A 14,935-nucleotide genomic window follows, 5' to 3' on the forward strand; every position below is an offset into this window, starting at 1 on the left:
TCGGTGTCTTCTGCCGCTTGGCGCCTTCGACCATCGCGATCATGCGGTCGACGAAGGTCTCGCCCGGGTTCGCGGCGACGCGCACGACGATCCAGTCCGACAACACTTTCGTGCCGCCGGTCACCGCCGAGAAGTCGCCGCCGGACTCGCGGATCACCGGCGCGGATTCACCGGTGATGGCGCTCTCGTCAACCGAGGCCACGCCTTCGATCACGTCGCCGTCGGCCGGGATCACATCGCCGGCCATCACCAGCACCACATTGCCCTTGCGCAAAGACGTGGACTCGATCGGATGCCATTTGGCGCCGTACTTGGGTTCCTCGAGCATCTTCGCCCAGGTCTCGCGCTTCAGGCTGCGCAGCGAGGCCGCCTGCGCCTTGCTGCGCCCTTCGGCCAGCGATTCGGCGAAGTTCGCGAACAGGACCGTGAACCACAGCCACAGCGTGATGGCGAGGATGAATCCCGGCGGTGCCTCGCCTTGGCCCGCAAGGGCCTGCACGCACAGCGCGGTGGTCAGCAGGCTGCCGACGTAGACGACGAACATCACCGGGTTGCGCCATTGCACCCGGGGACTGAGCTTCTTGAACGAGTCGACGATGGCCGGCTTGACCAGCGTCGGGTCGAACAATGAAAAGGTCTTGCGGGTCATGATGGGCTCATTTCCACAGCATCAGGTGCTCGATCACTGGCCCCAGGGCCAGCGCGGGCACGTAGTTCAGCAAGCCCACCAGCAGCACCACGCCGATCAGCAGCGAGACGAACAGCAGCCCGTGCGTGGGCATCGTGCCGCCGGTGACGGCAATGCGCTTCTTGGCGGCCAGCGAGCCGGCCAGCGCGAGCACCGGCACGATCACGCCGAAGCGGCCGAACCACATCGCCAGGCCGAGCATCACGTTGTAGAACGGCGTATTGGCCGACAAGCCCGCAAAGGCGCTGCCGTTGTTGTTAGCCGCCGAGGTGAAGGCATAGAGGATCTCGCTGAAGCCATGCGCGCCAGGGTTGGCGGTGCCGGCGCGGCCGGCATCGGCCATCACCGCGACGGCCGTACCCAGCAACACGAGCAGCGGCGTGACGAGGATGGCGATCGAGCTCATCTTCATCTCGTAGGCCTCGATCTTCTTGCCCAGGTACTCGGGCGTGCGGCCGATCATCAGCCCGGCGATGAACACCGCGAGGATCGCGAACACCAGCATGCCGTAAAGGCCGGTGCCGGTGCCGCCGAACACCACCTCGCCCAGCTGCATGTTGACCAGCGGCACCATGCCGCCCAGCGGCGTGTACGAGTCGTGCATGCTGTTGACTGCGCCGCACGAGGCATCGGTGGTGATGGTGGCGAACAGCGCCGACTCGGCGATGCCGAAGCGCGCTTCCTTGCCCTCCATGTTGCCGCCGGGCTGCGAGGCGTTGACCGCTTGATCGACCTGCAGCGCCGCAATCTGCGGGTTGCCCTGCTGCTCGAAGCTCATCGCGGCCACCGCGCCGGCGATGAAGAGCACGATCATCGCGGCCAGCACGGTCCAGCCCTGGCGCCGGTCGCCCACCATCTGCCCGAAGGCCAGGCACAAGCCGGCCGGGATCAGGAAGATCGACAGCATCTGCACGAAGTTGGACAGCGGTGTCGGGTTCTCGTACGGGTGCGCCGAGTTGGCGTTGAAGAAGCCGCCGCCGTTGGTGCCGAGCACCTTGATGGCTTCCTGCGAAGCCACCGGGCCCATCGCCAAGGTCTGCGTGTCGCTGCGCTTGTCCTCCATCACCGGATTGCCCTTGTCGTCCTTCGTGGGCTGCCCGTCGGGCCCGTTCTTCGCCTCCTGGTAGGCCACCGTCTCCAGCGGCTTCACGTCCCGGTAGGCATCGAAGTTCTGCACCACCCCCTGCTGCACCAGGAACAGCGCGTAGATGAACGAGATCGGCAGCAGCACCCACAAGGTGACCCGCGTCAGGTCGACCCAGGCGTTGCCAATGCCCTGCGCGCTGTGGAGCGCCAGGCCGCGGATCAGCGCGATGACGACGACGATGCCGGTGGCGGCGGAGAAGAAGTTCTGCACCGCCAGGCCCAGCATCTGGGTCAGGTAGCTCATCGTGGTTTCGCCACCGTAGCCTTGCCAGTTGGTGTTCGAAACGAAGCTCACCGCGGTGTTGAAGGCGGAGTCGGGGGAGACGTTGGCCATGGCCTGCGGATTGAGCGGCAGCCACAGCTGCAGGCGTTGCAGCGCATACACCGCCAGCACGCCCAGGCCGTTGAACAACAGTATGGCCAGTGCGTACTGCAGCCAGCCCATGTCGGCATCGGCCTTGACGCCGCACAGCCGGTAGAAGCCGCCCTCGACGCGCCCGGCGAACTTCAGGCGCCCTTCCATCACGTGGGCGAGATAGCGCCCCATCGGCACGGCCAATGCCAGCAGGACCGCGGAATACGCGGCCAGCAACAGCCAGGCATGGGTGGTCACGAGAATTTCTCCGGCTGCAGCAAGGCCGCAACCAGGTAGACCAGCAGGCCCACGGCAGCGACCGCGCCCAGTACGTACATCATGTTCATGAGCGGGCTCCTCCGAGCTTGGCGCAGCCCGCCGCCATGCCGGCCAACAACAGCCAGCACACGAGCGCGAGTGCGAGATATGCGACGTCCATGTGAGTCGACCTCCTATCGAGACAGAGATGCTAGGAACCGGGGCATCAAGATGTTGGAAAGATGCGGCCGGCGGGTATCAAGAAAGTGTCAAGAAGGCAGCGGGTGCCAAGCGTGCAAAAGCATGCGCCCCTCATCGCGCCGCCGATTGACCGCGGTCAATCGCGAGCCGGTGGCGGCAGCTCAGCGCGGCCCCAGGCTGCCGCACCCCATCAGCCGGTGCGGCGCCAGCCACGGATCGATGCACCGGGGCGGCACCGCAATGGCCTTGCTGAGCACCACGCTCTCGTAGTCCTTGCCGGCCTTGTGCCAGTGACCCACCGTCCGGAAGCCCTGGCTCGCGTAGAAGGCGCGCAGCTCGGTGGCGCGGGTGGGCGTCTCGAGCGCCAGTTCGGCGTGGCCGCGCGCCTGCGTCCACTGTTCCGCATGCCGGATCAAGGCCCGCCCGCAGCCGCAGCCCTGTGAGCAGGGCTCCACGGCCAACTGGTGCAGCGTGGCCACGTCGGTACGGCGAAACCAGGGGCAGTCGCTCTGGCGATCCGGCGCCTCCATCGTCATGGTGCCGACCAGGCGACCGCCGTAGCAGGCGACGAAACAGTCGCCTCGACCCACGCGCTGCCGGGTGGTTTCCACCGGCTGGTCGACACCGGTGCAGCGCAGGCCTTCGCGCCCCAGTGGCGCGAAGGCACGGTGAACCAGGGCGGTCAACTCGTCCAGCGAGTCGCCGGGCTGCAAGCGTCGGATCTTCAGGCTGTTCATCGGATGTCCTGCGGTCGTGCCGCGATGACGCCATTGCAGCAGCCGGCCGCTCAAGATGGCATCAAGAGTTCGGGGGGCCGCATCAAGGCGGCGTCAAAGCCACGTCAAGGCGCGGAGGGCCTGTCCGGTTTGGCCGCCGTTCTGCGTCCTATCCCAGTGAAGGCCACGGGCGTGACCTTTGCCAGACCCTCACAGGAGCCCGACCATGAGCACCGTTTTCCCTCGTCCCGTCGTTCCCACCCGCCGGCGCATGGCGCTGCCGCTGCTGGCCGTGGTGCTGAGCGCCAGCCTCGGCGCCGCCGCCGCGATGGTGGTGGACCATGTGCTGCTCGACCCCTTCGCCGGCCGCAGCCACCTGCCGCCCGGCGCGCGGCCCGCACCGGCGGCACCGGCCGCAACGGCGGCGCCCGGCGACACCAGCGTGCCGGATGCGGCCACCGCGCTGGCGGCATCGAAGGACTCCGGGCCGACGGAGCCGGCGCCGACCTTCTGACATCCGGTCATCAACTAGAAATAGTTATTTCCGGAGAAGACGTATATATTTCGCCCCATGTGGGCGATCCTGATCATCACGCTGCCGACGCAGCCCAATGCCGTGCGCCTGCGCCTCTGGCGTGCGCTGAAGGGCCTGGGCTGCGCCTCGCCGCGCGATGGCACCTTTCTGCTGCCGGCCGAACAGGCCGCGCTGTTCGACCCGCTGGCCGAGGAAGCGCGCGCCCATGGCGGCAGCGCCGAGGTGATGGACCTGGCCCCGCGCAGCGACGAACAGCGCGCCGCGATGCTGGCCTTGTTCGACCGCAGCGAGGCCTATGCCGAGTGGCGCACCGAAGCCGAAGCACTGGCCGCGCGCCTGGCCGACCTGGACGAGACCGAGGCCCGCCGCCGCCTGCGCACGCAGGCCGAGGCGCTGCAGGCGCTGCAACGCATCGATTACTACCCCGGCCCCGCGGCCGAGCAGGCCACGGCCCACCTGGCCATGCTGCGCCAGGCCCTGGAAGCGCGCTTCTCGCGCGGCGAGCCGGTGGCCCAGGCCGCACAGGGCCTGGTGCGGCTGGACATCCGCAAGTTCCAGGGCAAGTGCTGGGCCACGCGCGCGCGGCCCTGGGTCGACCGCCTGGCCTGCGCCTGGCTGATCCGCCGCTACATCGACACCGAGGCCCGCTTCGTCTGGCTGCCAGACCCCACGCACGCGCCGCGCGGCGTGCTGGGCTTCGACTATGACGGCGCGCGCTTCACGCACGTGGGCGCGCGCTGCAGCTTCGAGGTGATGGCCGCGAGCTTCGGGCTCGATGCCGACCCGCAACTGCAGCGCATGGCCCAGGTGGTGCACTACCTCGACATCGGCGGCATCCCGGTGCCGGAGGCAGCCGGCATCGAGGCCGTGCTGGCCGGCCTGCTGGCCGTGCACCCCGAAGACGACGCGCTGCTCGAAGCCGCGCTGCAGGTCTTCGACGCGCTGCATGCCGCCCCCGCATCCACCCAGAGCACCTGAATGAACGACAAGCTTCTGCAGCGCCCCGAGCCCGTCAGCTTCGCCGAGGCCTTCCGCTTCTGGCTCAAGCTCGGCTTCATCAGCTTCGGCGGACCGGCCGGGCAGATCGCGATCATGCACACCGAGCTGGTCGAGCGCCGCCGCTGGATCAGCGAGAACCGCTTCCTGCATGCGCTGAACTACTGCATGGTGCTGCCGGGCCCGGAGGCCCAGCAGCTGGCCAGCTACATCGGCTGGCTGATGCACCGAACCTGGGGCGGCATCGTCGCCGGCGGGCTGTTCGTGCTGCCCTCGCTGTTCATCCTGGTCGCGCTGTCGTGGATCTACATGCGCTTCGGCAACGTGCCGCTGGTGGCCGGCATCTTCTACGGCATCAAGCCGGCGGTGACGGCGCTGGTGCTGCACGCGGCCCACCGCATCGGCACGCGCGCGCTGAAGAACGGCTGGATGTGGGGCATCGCGGCCGCCGCCTTCATCGCGATCTTCGCGCTCGACACGCCCTTCCCGGCCATCGTCGTCGCGGCGGGGTTGATTGGCCACTTCGGCGCGCGGCGCTGGCCGCAGGTGTTCGCCATCGGCGGCGGGCACGGCAGCGCCAAACAGGGCTACGGCCCGGCGATCATCGACGACGACACGCCCCCACCCGCGCATGCCCGCTTCTCGCGCGCGCACCTGGTGCGGGTGCTGCTGGGCGGCCTGGGGCTCTGGGCGGCCGCCATGGCCGTGCTCGTGGCCACGCAGGGCTGGCAGGCCACGCTGTCGCAGATGGGCTGGTTCTTCACCAAGGCCGCGTTGATGACCTTCGGCGGTGCCTACGCGGTGCTGCCCTACGTCTACCAGGGCGCGGTCGAGCAGTACCAGTGGCTGAGCGGCCCGCAGATGATCGACGGCCTGGCGCTGGGCGAATCCACGCCTGGTCCGCTGATCATGGTGGTGGCCTTCGTCGGCTTCGTCGGCGGCTGGCTGAAGCAGGTGGCCGGGCCCGATGCGCTGTTCGCCGGCGGCGCACTGGCGGCCACGGTGGTCACCTTCTTCACTTTCCTGCCCTCGTTCGTGTTCATCCTGGCCGGCGGCCCGGCGGTGGAGGCCACGCACGGCAAGCTGGGCTTCACCGCGCCGCTGTCGGCCATCACCGCCGCGGTGGTCGGCGTGATCCTGAACCTGGCGCTGTTCTTCGCGTACCACGTGCTCTGGCCGCAGGGCTTCGGCGGCCGCTTCGACTGGATCTCGGCCTTGATCGCGCTGGCCGCCACCGGGGCGCTGTTCCGCTTCAAGCTCGGCGTGCTGCCGCTGCTGGGGATGAGCGCCGCCGCCGGCCTGGCCGTGACTTTCATTCGTTAGCATTGGTTGACATCGATGAACACCTCCATGCCCCTGCCCGACCTGTACCCTGCCAGCCTTGGCGGCGATGGCGTCTCGATGGAGCCGGCCATGCGCCTGGCCCTGGAGGCCAGCTTCGGCGGCGTCGAGGGCTGGCGCCGGGACTTCCTCGGCCGCGGCGCATCTGCACCGGTGGATGCCCGGTGGCTGCTGATGGCCTTCGACCCGAACGGTGGCCACCTGGTGAACCGGGCACTGGTGGCCGGCGATGCGCGGCGGGTGCCACTGCTGGCGCTGCCGCTGAGCGGCCAGGACAGCGCCATGCTGGCCCGCGAGATGCAACACATCGCCTGGGCCGGGGTCTACCAGCGCTACCAGGCCGCGGTGCATGCCGCCAGCGAGCCCTTGGCCGCCGACGCCGATGCGCTGCAAGGCGCCATGGTGCTGGACGTGCGGCGCGCCGGCGTGTTCGCGCAGGCGCCGTCGATGATCCCCGGCGCGCGCTGGTGCGACCCGGCCACCGTGACCACCTGGGCCGCGGAGCTGCCGGCGGAGCAGCCGGTGGTCGTCTATTGCGTCTACGGCCACGAGGTCGGCCGCTCGACCGCGATGCGCCTGCGCGCGGCCGGTGTCAATGCGCGTTATCTGAGCGGCGGCATCGACGGCTGGACGCGGGCCGGCCGGCCGGTGGTGGACAAGCCCCGCGCCTGACCGGCAGGCACGCGGCCGTCGTCGCGGCACGGCGGCGCCCAGGGCGCGCGCCAGCCCGGTCCCTACAATCTCGTCCCGTGAAGCTCAGCCGCGCACGCCGGCGGTCTGGTGGCGTGCGCAGCCCCGCGCGCCACCCAGGGTCTCCTGAGCACGCCCCCCGCAAGGGGACCTGAGACGCCCCGGCGGAGCCGGTGCCGCTCATCCCGGGCTGGCGCCAGCGCCGGCCCTTCCCCCCTTGCGCCTGCTGCCTCGAGTCGTCGGCTGATGCGGCCACACTGTCGTCACGCGAGCCCGTTCTTTCCCTTGTCATCACCGCCCAGGAGACCCTCGATGTCCACCTCCCGCTTCTCCCGAACCGCTGCGCTGCCGCTGGCCCTGGCCGGCCTGCTGGTCGCCGCCGGCGCCGCCGCGCAAACCACCGTCAAGGACCCGTGGGTCCGCGGCACCGTGGCCCAGCAGAAGGCCACTGGCCTGTTCGCGCAGATCACCTCCACCAGCGGCGGCAAGCTCGTCAGCGTCAGTTCGCCGGTGGCCGCCAGCGTCGAGATCCACGAGATGGCGATGGACGGCAACGTGATGAAGATGCGCGCCGTCAATGCGCTGGACCTGCCGGCCGGCAAGGCCGTGGACCTGAAGCCCGGCGGCTACCACGTGATGCTGCTCGACCTGAAGCAGCAGCTGAAGGCCGGCGACACGGTGCCCGTGACGCTGGTGGTCGAAGGCAAGGACGGCAAGCGCGAGTCGGTGGAGGTGAAGGCGCCGGTGAAGGCGCTGGGCGCCGCCGCCGAGCCGGCCAAGCACTGACGCGGCGACCGCCCGGTCGGGGAGCGGCACGGTTCTTGTATGACGAATCGATAGACTCCTCATACCCCAGCGCCGGACACCGCCCATGCACGACCTGCCCGCCGACTGGGGCGCCCTGTGCGCCCTGGTCTTCCTGCTCGGCCTGCGCCATGGGCTCGATGCCGACCACCTGGCCGCCATCGACGGGCTCACGCGCCTGAGCCTGCGCCGCGGGCAGGCGCATGCCCGCCTGTGCGGCGCCCTGTTTTCGGGCGGCCATGGGCTGGTGGTGCTCAGCATCGCGCTGCTGGCCGGCCTGCTGGGCGCACGCTGGATGCCGCCGGCCTGGTTCGAAACCCTCGGTGCCTTCGTCTCGATCGGCTTCCTGGCCCTGATCGGGCTGGTGAACCTGCGCGCCGTGCTGCAGGCACCGCAAGGCACGGCGGTGCCGCTGGCCGCGGTGCGCGGCCGGTGGCTGGGCGCGCTGGCGGGTCGGCTGGCGGGCGCGGGCCGGGGCCCGGCGCGGTCGTCGTCCGGCCCCAGCGCGGTGATGGGCGTGGGCGCACTGTTCGCGCTGTCCTTCGACACGCTCAGCCAGTCCGCGCTGTTCGCGGTGATGGCGGTGCGCTTCGGGGGCGTGGGGCATGCGCTGACGCTGGGCCTGCTGTTCGTGCTGGGCATGCTGCTGGCTGACGGCGCCAACGGCTGGTGGATGGCGCGCCTGATCCAGCGCAGCGATCGGCTGGCGGCCATCGCCTCGCGCACGATGACGCTGGCGGTGGCCTGCGTCAGCCTGGCGATCGCGGGCCTGGGCATCGCCCGCATGGCCTCGCGCTGGATCGACGGCGCGCTGGCCGGCGCCGAGCTCGGGCTCGGCCTCGGCGTGCTGGCCTTCATGGCGTTGAGCTACGGGTTGGCGCGCCGAGCAGCCGTGGTGACGGTTGAATCCACGGCAGCTTCGCGTGCGTAAGAGGCATTGACTTCACCTTCACACAGAATCCCCTTGCCTCCACAGCCCCTGTTCCCGCCCGCTTGCCAAACCGCGGGCCGGCCTGCACTGTGCAAGCAGCCGCTGGCGCTGGCCGCAGCCCTGGCGCTGCTGCTGCCCGTGGCGCAGGCCGAAGAGATCGCCGCGGCCGAAGCCGCCAGCAGCGGCCGCGTCGAGATCACCGGCCGCCACTACGACAATGCCGTCGGCAGCTCGGACGCCGCCTCGCAGGGCACCATCCGCGCCGAGCTGCTGAAGAGCCGGCCGGCGCTGCGCCCGGGCGAGGTGCTGGAGTTCGTGCCCGGCGTCATCGTCACGCAGCACTCGGGCGACGGCAAGGCCAACCAGTATTTCCTGCGCGGCTTCAACCTCGACCACGGCACCGACTTCGCCACCTCCGTCAACGGCCTGCCGGTCAACATGCCCACGCATGGCCATGGCCAGGGCTACTCGGACCTGAACTTCCTGATCCCCGAGCTGGTCGACCGCATCGAATACCGCAAGGGCCCGTACTTCGCGAACAACGGCGACTTCTCGGCCGCCGGCTCGGCCGACATCGTCTACCGCACGACGCTCGACGAGGCCTTCGCCGCGCTGACGCTCGGCCAGCGCCGCTTCCAGCGCGTGGTCGGCGGCGCGTCGAGCGATGTCGGCAGCGGGCTGAAGCTGCTGGGCGCGGTGGAGCTGCAGCACAACGACGGCCCCTGGACCGTGCCGGAACACCTGCGCAAGGCCAATGCGGTGCTGACGCTGAGCGGCGGCACCCGCGCCGAGGGCTTCAGCGGCAGCCTGATGGCCTACGACGCGCGCTGGACCTCGACCGACCAGATCCCGCAGCGGCTGATCGACGCCGGCCAGTACCGGGGCCAGGCCTTCGACCGCTTCGATTCACTGGACCCGAGCGATGGCGGCCGCACCCACCGTAACAGCGTGTCGGGCGATTGGCATCGCAACCGCGACGACAGCAGCAGCCGCGTGGCCGCGTACTTCATCGACTATGGACTGAAGCTGTACTCGAACTTCACCTACGCGATGGAGCGCCCGGACCAGGGCGACCAGTTCTCTCAGCAGGACGATCGCCGCGTCGTCGGCCTCACCGCCAGCCATGCGGTGAATCATCCGCTCGGCAGCCTGAACGCGCGCAGCGAAATCGGCCTGCAGCTGCGGCAGGACCGGATCCGCGTCGGCCTGTTCGACACCGCGCAGCGTCGCATCACCGGCACCACGCGCGACGACACGGTGCGCGAGACCCTGCTCGCCCTGTACGGCCAGACCACGGCCGAACTCACGCCCTGGCTGCGCGCCATCGTCGGGCTGCGCGCGGACCAGGCCCGCTTCCGCGTGGACAGCCGCAGCCTGGCGGCCAACAGCGGCAGCGCCTCGGACCACCTGCTGTCGCCGAAGTTCTCGCTGATCGCCGGGCCCTGGCAGAAGACCGAGCTGTTCTTCAACGCCGGCCGCGGCTTCCACAGCAACGACGCGCGCGGCACCACCGCCAGCATCGACCCGAAGACCGGCGACGCGGTGGACAAGGTGCCGGGCCTGGTGGCCGCGCGCGGCATGGAACTCGGCGCCCGCACCGAATGGCTGCCAGGCCTGCAGAGCTCGCTGGCGCTTTGGCGGCTGGACTTCGATTCCGAGCTGGTCTACGTCGGCGACGCCGGCGCCACCGAGCCGAACCGGCCCAGCAAGCGCCGCGGCGTCGAGTGGAACAACCGCTACATTCCGCTGCCCTGGCTGCTGGTGGATGCCGACCTGGCCTGGACGCACGCCCGCTTCGCCGATGCCGACCCGGCCGGCAACCGCATCCCGAACGCCGTCGACAAGGTGGCCTCGCTCGCCCTCACCTTGCGCGAGCTCGGCCCCTGGTCGGCCAGCCTGCAGTGGCGCTACCTGGGCGCGGGCGCGCTGATCGAGGACAACAGCGTGCGCTCGGCACCGTCGATAACGACCAACCTGCGCGTCAGCCGGCGCCTGTCGCCCAAGGCCGAGCTGACGCTCGATGTCTTCAACCTGTTCGACCGCCAGGTCAACGACATCGAATACTTCTACCAATCGCAGCTGCCCGGCGAGGCCGCGCCGGTGGCGGACAGGCACCTCCACCCGGCCGAGCCGCGCACGCTGCGGCTGACGCTGAAGCTGGCGTTCTAGGGTGCCAACTCGCCGCCGCAACGGCCTTCGACATCCACCCACAGCGCCGGCAGGCCCAGTGCGGCCAGCCAGGCCGGGCCCTGCTGCTCCTTCAGCATCGCGATGGTCGCGGCGCTGCCGGCCACCACGCACAGCGGGGCCAGCACGCTCACCGCCGCCAGGTGCTGCACCGGCCAGCCGGTGCGCGGGTTCAGGATGTGGCCATAGCGCCGACCCTGGACGACGATGCAGCGCTCGTAGTCGCCGCTCGAAGCCAGCGCGCCCTGGCTCAGCGCCAGCGTGGTCAGCAGTTCGCCGGGCCGGCGCGGATGGCGGATGCCAATGCGCCAGGGCTGGCCGTCGGGCTGCGGGCCGATGGCGCGCATGTCGCCGCCGAGGTTGACGTAGCCGTGCTGCACGCCTTCGGCCGCCAGCAGCGCGGACAGGCGGTCGACCGCGTATTCCTTGACGATGCCGCCGAAGTCCAGCTCCATGCCGGGCTGTGGAAACGTCAGCCGCGGCGGCTGCCAGTGCAGGCGGTGCCAGCCGATGCGCGGGCGCAGCGACTCGATCAGCGCCGCTTCGGGCAGTTGCCTGTCGGCAAAGCGCCAGGCCTGGCGCAGCAGGCCGGCGCTGATGTCGAACAGGCCGCCGCTCTGGCGGTGGCAGGTGTCGGCATAGTGCAGCAACGCGGCGGTCTCCTCGTCCACTTCCACGCCGCCGCCGGCTGCCGCCACCTGGTTGATGGCGCTGAGCACGCTGTCTTCGCGGTAGCGTGAATAGCGCTGCTCCAGCCGCTGCACCTCGGCCAGCGCCAGGCCGGCCAGCTGTTCGGCGCGGGCGGCGCTGGCGGCCACCAGGCGCAGTTCACAGGGCGTGCCCATCGCGCGGAAAGGGTGGTGCAGCTCGAACACAATGGCCGCTCGTTTCGTTCGCTAGAAGTGCTGGCGCCAGCTGGCCACCAGCGTGCCGCTGCGGGTGGGCTGGTAGCCGTTGACCCGGCTGTCCAGCGGCTGCAGCCATTCGAACGCGAAGGCACTGCCCTGCCACGCGCCGGGCAGTCCGTCGATCACGGCACCCAGCCCCAGCTCGTGCCAGCGGCCGCCCTGGTTGGCCGGATGGTCGGCGGCCGAGCCGCTGGTGGCCAGCTCGGCGCGCTCGCCGCGCACCCGGCCCTGGCCGCTGGCCGCGGCGCGCAGCGTCAGCTGCAGCCACGGGGCCACACGGCGGCCGAGCCAGGCGCTGGCGTCCAGCCGGTGGCCCAGCGCGTAGCCCGCGCCGTTGCGCGCCTGCCCGCGCCAGGTGGCCAGCGCCTGCGCGCCCCAGGCCCACGGGCCGGCGGCATCCTGGTAGCCCAGGCTGGGCAGCAGGTCCCAGGTCCCGCTGCCGGGTTGCATGCCGTAGTCCTGCGGCAGGCCGTCCTGCTGGTGGCTGCGGCGGTGGCGCAGGTCGGTGCGGCCGGTGGGCAGGCTCAGGCCCAGGCCCAGGGTCCAGCGCCCCTGCCCGGCCGCGGGCTGCCACAGCAGGTGCAGCGGCGTGTCGCCCCAGCCGGCGCTGTCATGACGCCCGAAGTGCACGGGGCCATCGGGCGGCGGCCCGCCTTCGAGCAGTCGGCTGTCCATCGCCGCGCTGATGTACTGCGGCATCAGCATCAGGCCCAGGCCTTCGCCCAGGCCGTAGCCGATGTCGAGCATCTGCATCTGCATCGTCATGCGCTGGGGGCGGGTGCTGCAGGCCACCGGCTGGCAGGCCTCGGTGCGCCACTGGTCGTCGCTCACCGGCTGGCCGTTGGGGCGCAGTTCGCCGGCATCGCGCTGGTTCACCAGGCGCAGGCCCAGCATCCAGCGGCCGGGTGCCATCGCGCCATGCGCCAGCGGCACGCCGGCAGGCAGGCCAACGTGTTCGACGTGCGGCACCGACTCGCTGTCGTCATGGGCGTGCCCGTGGCCCGTGGCCGCGGCTGGCGGCGCGCCGTCGAAGTCGATGCGCAGCGTGGCATTGGCCATCGCGTAGCGGAAGTCGGCGAATGCGCCGTCGGCCGACCCGCCGCCCCAGCGCAGCGCGGCCGCGTGTCGCGCGGCGTCCACGCCAAGTTCAAGCGTGACACCGCGACCCAGCGGCTGCGTCCAGCCGAGGCCGAAGCCCAGCACGCCGAAGGCGGCGAGCCGCTGGTCGCTGGAGAAATAGGCCGGCAGCAGCGCGGGGTCGAAGACGGTGACGACGGGCTGGCCGTCGCCACCGATGCGCACCTGGCGGTAGGCCTGGTGCGTGACCAGAACGTCGCGGTAGAAGCGCGCGGCACCCTGGCTGTAGCTGCGCAGCCGGGCGCTGAGCATCCGACCGTCACCCAGCGGCTGCAGCCATTCGGCCTCGGCGCGCTGCGCGGTGATGCCCCAGTCATCGTGGTACAGGCCGTAGCCCAGGTGCAGCGCGGCATCGGTGGCGGCGATGTGCTGCACCAGCTTGACACCCGCGGTCCACTGGCCCCGCTGCGCCGGCCGCTGCTCCATCAGCGCGCGCAGGTCGCCGTTGCGCGGCGCCTCGCTGCCGGCCACCAGCGGCGCGAAGATCACGCTGCTCACCTTGTACGGGTTGGCCAGGTCACCGGCGCTGCGCGTGTAGGACAGCGTCGCTTCAAGCAGCGTGGCCGGCCCGAGGATCTGCGTGAAGCCCGCCGAAACCGACGTGTCGCGCCGCCGGCCGTGCAGCACCAGCTGCCCGGCATGCGATTCGATGCGCGCGCCATACGCCGTCTTCGTGATGTACGGCGCGGCGTCGTGGTCCAGCGTGGCGCGGCTGTCGCTGCGCGTGTGGCTGACGCCCAAGGTCAGCGTGCTCTGGGCAAGGCCGATGGAATGCCCGAGGTTGATGAAGCGCGACAGGTAGTCGCGCTCGCGCGACGCACCGGCGCCGAGCGTGAGCTGGCGGTCCTCGTCAAGCCGCTGGCGCAAGCGCAGGTCCAGCTGCTGCCGGGTTTCGGGCGAGGCCGAGCTCAGCGTGTGCACCAGCGCGGACGCGGGCGTCACGCGGCCGCTGGCAGGGTCGACGCTGACCGGGCGGTCGTGCGCATCGAGCAGCAGCTGGCCGTTGAGCATCGGCGAGGCGCCCACCGTCACCAGCTGCCCGCCGCGCAGCGCCCGCACCGGGCGGTTGCCCTGCGCCAGCGCGGGCGCGGTGGTGATCGGCGTGGCGCCGGACCAGGTGTCCTGCGTGGCCGCGAGCACCAGGCCATCGCCGCGCGGCAGGGCCCATTGCGCGCGCCAGGCCAGGCTGTCGACACGGATCGGCGCCGGCCCTTCGCCGACGATGCCGGCCGCGCGTGCGGACTCGCGGTACTGCGCGCTCTGCAGCGTGACGCCCTCGGCCGTGTCGGACGGCTGTGCCCGGGCCGGCAAGCTGACCAGCCCGGGCAGCAGCAGCGCGGCGGCGGTCAGCGCCTCGAGCGCGCCACGGCCGGCGTCAATAGCAGCCACAACCGCCGCCCTCGGCCGGGTTGTTGCGGCCCGCCGCTTCACGGCTGGCCTGCACATGCGCGCGCAGCGCACTCTGCGCCGGCTGCGGGTCGACCGCCATCTGCGGCTTGGCCAGCGTGCCGCGCTGCCACGGCGCCACCTCGGCGCAGGCGCCGAGCAGCACAGGCGCCAGCACCACGGGAATGAGCAGCCGCTTCATCGGTCCTGGTACTGGTACACCACGCCGTCGGTGCCCGTGTGCTGGGTACCGGTGGCGTCCAGGCAATGGACAGTGACGTTGAAGCTCACCGCGCCTGCGCCGGCCTTGTTGATCAGCACCTGGTACAGGCCGTTGCCGCCCGGCGTGCGCGAGGCCGGGCTGGGTGCCGCGTCGGCGCCGATCGCGTCGGTGGTGTTGGTGGCCACGCTGCCCTTGACCACCTGCGCGCTCAGCGCCGGCGCGTTCGGCGTCAGGCTTTGCAGCTGCAGGTACAGGTGGTCGGTCTCGTAACCGCCATCGGTGGAACAGATGACGCCGAAGTAGTGCGTGGCGCCGGGCGCGGGCCCGAGCGTGAACACATAGCTGTGGGCCAGGGCCGGCAGGCCGGGAGCGGCCAGCGCGGCCGCCAGGAGCGCGCCGCTGAGGGCGCGAGACAGGGGCAGCGTCTTCATGG

14 protein-coding genes and 1 pseudogene are annotated in these 14,935 nt (G+C 71.0%); 7 read left to right on the forward strand and 8 right to left on the reverse strand.

Translation table 11 applies throughout. The features are described 5' to 3' along the window. The 4 genes and pseudogenes from ACILR4_RS22865 to ACILR4_RS22880 form a co-directional block, all read right to left on the reverse strand. A pseudogene (locus tag ACILR4_RS22865) lies at positions 1–649 on the reverse strand (potassium-transporting ATPase subunit B); the annotation flags it as partial. Between the two features lie 7 nt (positions 650–656). Next, entirely contained in the window at positions 657–2,447 is a 1,791-nt protein-coding gene (gene kdpA, locus ACILR4_RS22870) for a potassium-transporting ATPase subunit KdpA (RefSeq protein WP_395703194.1), read from the reverse strand. Continuing rightward, on the reverse strand, positions 2,444–2,536 hold the full coding sequence (gene kdpF / locus ACILR4_RS22875; RefSeq protein WP_395703195.1) for a K(+)-transporting ATPase subunit F: 93 nt from the start codon (positions 2,534–2,536) through the stop codon (positions 2,444–2,446). Before kdpF ends, kdpA begins: the two co-directional genes overlap by 4 nt. Positions 2,537–2,809: 273 nt before the next feature. Beyond that, complete coding sequence (locus ACILR4_RS22880; RefSeq protein WP_395703196.1) at positions 2,810–3,385, reverse strand: GNAT family N-acetyltransferase; 576 nt, start codon at positions 3,383–3,385, stop codon at positions 2,810–2,812. A gap of 205 nt (positions 3,386–3,590) precedes the next feature. Here ACILR4_RS22880 and ACILR4_RS22885 point away from each other — a divergent pair, with 205 nt between their 5' ends. From ACILR4_RS22885 to ACILR4_RS22915, 7 genes are all read left to right on the forward strand, one after another. Beyond that, a complete protein-coding gene (locus ACILR4_RS22885; protein ID WP_395703197.1) occupies positions 3,591–3,878 on the forward strand; it encodes a hypothetical protein in 288 nt (95 codons plus the stop codon). Positions 3,879–3,935: 57 nt separating this feature from the next. Continuing rightward, entirely contained in the window at positions 3,936–4,877 is a 942-nt protein-coding gene (locus ACILR4_RS22890) for a chromate resistance protein ChrB domain-containing protein (RefSeq protein WP_395703198.1), read from the forward strand. Next, positions 4,878–6,218, forward strand: coding sequence for a chromate efflux transporter (gene chrA / locus ACILR4_RS22895; protein WP_395703199.1), 1,341 nt, complete (start codon positions 4,878–4,880; stop codon positions 6,216–6,218). Positions 6,219–6,245: 27 nt separating this feature from the next. After that, on the forward strand, positions 6,246–6,908 hold the full coding sequence (locus ACILR4_RS22900; protein WP_395703200.1) for a rhodanese-like domain-containing protein: 663 nt from the start codon (positions 6,246–6,248) through the stop codon (positions 6,906–6,908). A 330-nt stretch (positions 6,909–7,238) separates the two neighbouring features. Beyond that, complete coding sequence (locus ACILR4_RS22905) at positions 7,239–7,712, forward strand: copper chaperone PCu(A)C (RefSeq protein ID WP_395703201.1); 474 nt, start codon at positions 7,239–7,241, stop codon at positions 7,710–7,712. Positions 7,713–7,797: 85 nt separating this feature from the next. Beyond that, positions 7,798–8,661: a nickel transporter gene (locus tag ACILR4_RS22910; RefSeq protein ID WP_395703202.1), complete on the forward strand. Its 864-nt coding sequence runs from the start codon at positions 7,798–7,800 to the stop codon at positions 8,659–8,661. 33 nt (positions 8,662–8,694) lie between these two features. Next, entirely contained in the window at positions 8,695–10,830 is a 2,136-nt protein-coding gene (locus ACILR4_RS22915; protein ID WP_395703203.1) for a TonB-dependent receptor, read from the forward strand. Here ACILR4_RS22915 and ACILR4_RS22920 read toward each other — a convergent pair. Genes ACILR4_RS22920 through ACILR4_RS22935 form a run of 4 tightly spaced genes read right to left on the reverse strand, consistent with a single transcriptional unit; the run spans position 10,827 to position 14,933 of the window. Beyond that, entirely contained in the window at positions 10,827–11,723 is an 897-nt protein-coding gene (locus tag ACILR4_RS22920) for an FAD:protein FMN transferase (RefSeq protein WP_395703204.1), read from the reverse strand. The genes ACILR4_RS22915 and ACILR4_RS22920 overlap by 4 nt on opposite strands. A 21-nt stretch (positions 11,724–11,744) precedes the next feature. Beyond that, positions 11,745–14,282, reverse strand: a complete 2,538-nt coding sequence (locus tag ACILR4_RS22925) for a DUF3570 domain-containing protein (RefSeq protein WP_395703205.1) — start codon at positions 14,280–14,282, stop codon at positions 11,745–11,747. Beyond that, a complete protein-coding gene (locus ACILR4_RS22930) occupies positions 14,269–14,481 on the reverse strand; it encodes a DUF4266 domain-containing protein (protein WP_395703206.1) in 213 nt (70 codons plus the stop codon). The genes ACILR4_RS22925 and ACILR4_RS22930 overlap by 14 nt, the downstream gene beginning before the upstream one ends. Further along, positions 14,478–14,933 (reverse strand): hypothetical protein, encoded by a 456-nt coding sequence (locus ACILR4_RS22935; RefSeq protein ID WP_395703207.1) that lies wholly within the window; start codon positions 14,931–14,933, stop codon positions 14,478–14,480. Before ACILR4_RS22935 ends, ACILR4_RS22930 begins: the two co-directional genes overlap by 4 nt. Positions 14,934–14,935: the final 2 nt, after the last annotated feature.

This window comes from Aquabacterium sp. (assembly GCF_044226965.1).
Taxonomy (GTDB): Bacteria; Pseudomonadota; Gammaproteobacteria; order Burkholderiales; family Burkholderiaceae_C; genus Pseudaquabacterium.

What these genes read in the sequence shown, in the direction of transcription:
- kdpF (WP_395703195.1), bottom strand. Translation starts at nt 2,536, where the DNA reads ATGAACATGATGTACGTACTGGGCGCGGTCGCTGCCGTGGGCCTGCTG.
- ACILR4_RS22880 (WP_395703196.1), bottom strand. Translation starts at nt 3,385, where the DNA reads ATGAACAGCCTGAAGATCCGACGCTTGCAGCCCGGCGACTCGCTGGAC.
- ACILR4_RS22885 (WP_395703197.1), top strand. Translation starts at nt 3,591, where the DNA reads ATGAGCACCGTTTTCCCTCGTCCCGTCGTTCCCACCCGCCGGCGCATG.
- ACILR4_RS22890 (WP_395703198.1), top strand. Translation starts at nt 3,936, where the DNA reads ATGTGGGCGATCCTGATCATCACGCTGCCGACGCAGCCCAATGCCGTG.
- chrA (WP_395703199.1), top strand. Translation starts at nt 4,878, where the DNA reads ATGAACGACAAGCTTCTGCAGCGCCCCGAGCCCGTCAGCTTCGCCGAG.
- ACILR4_RS22900 (WP_395703200.1), top strand. Translation starts at nt 6,246, where the DNA reads ATGCCCCTGCCCGACCTGTACCCTGCCAGCCTTGGCGGCGATGGCGTC.
- ACILR4_RS22905 (WP_395703201.1), top strand. Translation starts at nt 7,239, where the DNA reads ATGTCCACCTCCCGCTTCTCCCGAACCGCTGCGCTGCCGCTGGCCCTG.
- ACILR4_RS22910 (WP_395703202.1), top strand. Translation starts at nt 7,798, where the DNA reads ATGCACGACCTGCCCGCCGACTGGGGCGCCCTGTGCGCCCTGGTCTTC.
- ACILR4_RS22930 (WP_395703206.1), bottom strand. Translation starts at nt 14,481, where the DNA reads ATGAAGCGGCTGCTCATTCCCGTGGTGCTGGCGCCTGTGCTGCTCGGC.
- ACILR4_RS22935 (WP_395703207.1), bottom strand. Translation starts at nt 14,933, where the DNA reads ATGAAGACGCTGCCCCTGTCTCGCGCCCTCAGCGGCGCGCTCCTGGCG.